General features: G+C 50.8%; 1 protein-coding gene. It reads left to right on the top strand.

The window, feature by feature from the left end:
- The first annotated feature begins 89 nt into the window (after positions 1 to 89).
- Positions 90 to 914 carry a hypothetical protein gene (locus QME66_13880; GenBank protein ID MDI6810030.1) on the top strand — a complete coding sequence of 275 codons (825 nt, stop codon included), beginning with the start codon at positions 90 to 92 and terminating at the stop codon, positions 912 to 914.
- Positions 915 to 1,437: the final 523 nt, after the last annotated feature.

Here is a 1,437-nt window from a genome sequence, read left to right as displayed (position 1 = left end):
GATGTGTCCAATAGCTAACCGAAAATATTACGCTTTGAATTCTTGAATTGGCTAAGATGTAGAAGCAGCTTAAAAAATAAGTTAGCCAGATGAAACGCTACCAGACCACCCTTCAGCAGCACCTGGGAAACTACGCGAGACGCCGCCTCGGGGTCTTCGAAAAAGGGACGTACGGGGGACGCCTGTACTCACATGTCCTCCCCTCCCGGCTACGCTATCTGAACATCCTTGAATCGATCCGCGCAGAACTGCAAGACTACCTCAGGGCTCACCCGTCAATCAGGCTCCACCGGTACTTCCACCACTTGAACTCGTCGCAGGCCTTCGCGCTGAACCTTTTCTATCCGTACTTCGCGGCTGGCGGGTCTGAGGCCAGAGCGTTGAGTGCGTCCTTGGGAGTGGACGCCAACGTATCGGATTGGGAATTCGAGGGAGTACCTGACGAGAAAGAAGGCACGAACGTGGATGTTGTTTGGCACACCCCTGCAGGGGCGTGCGTGTTCTGCGAGGTCAAGCTCTCCGAAGCCGGATTTGGTACCGCAGAGAATGACTCAAGGCACCAGAAGAAGCTGGCGGAGATCTACAAACCCCGCCTGACACCTCTTGTCTCGGAAGATCTACTGAAGGACAAGGCTTTTTTCGATAACTACCAGTTCCTCCGAAATGTCGCCCTTCTTGCCGGTGGCGAGGGACACCAACTCGTGATACTCGCACCGCGGGAGAACGAGTCGCTTCATCCACCGTTGCGCAAGGTATTGGCAAACGTTGAGCCTTCCGTGCGCAAGCGCATCAGTGTCGCTTACATCGAGGACTGTCTCCGCAGCCTCCGGGAAAGCCCTTCGCTCTCGCTAGACCTTCGCCTCCACGCCGCAAGAATGCAGGAGAAGTATGTTGTTCCATCAACATCTGGCTAACCCGGCGCTGCAGGAGACGCGTCACAAGCGCCGCGCCCCTGAGCTCGGTCGTTATCGTCTCTTTCAAACAGAAATCCGTAATCTTCAGATTATCTTGATTTGCAGATAAGTAGGTGGAACCTGCAACCCACTTTTCCACCTCTTCCTTCCTGAACTTCTCACTTCCAAAAAATCAAAAAAGGCGTATATTACAATCGTAATTGATTGATTGGAGGATCGGAGGGACGGCATAGACCGAAGTTCCTTGCTTGCTAATAGAATAACTTCTTGATTCAAAAACTGTTTCTAAGAAATTGGATTCATATTTACATGGCTACAGTCCCAGGAGTTGAAAAGCCCTATTTTGTAGAGGAGTCATTTCTGTCACTTGATAAAAAGTGGACCCCTTGGGACCAGATTTGATTTGGCAACGGTTTCGACATCGTGTTCCAAATTCTTTTAAGAGGGTATCGAAACTCTGGACGACCAAACCTTCTGGAGTAAGACGTTGTGTCTTCTTCTTTTTGGCCGATGCAGATACTTG

It is taken from the genome of Candidatus Eisenbacteria bacterium (assembly GCA_030017955.1).
Lineage (GTDB): Bacteria > Eisenbacteria > RBG-16-71-46 > JASEGR01 > JASEGR01 > JASEGR01.
Note: the sequence above shows the minus strand (reverse complement) of the source record. Positions and strands in the feature narration are given on the sequence as shown.

What these genes read in the sequence shown, in the direction of transcription:
- QME66_13880 (MDI6810030.1), top strand. Translation starts at nt 90, where the DNA reads ATGAAACGCTACCAGACCACCCTTCAGCAGCACCTGGGAAACTACGCG.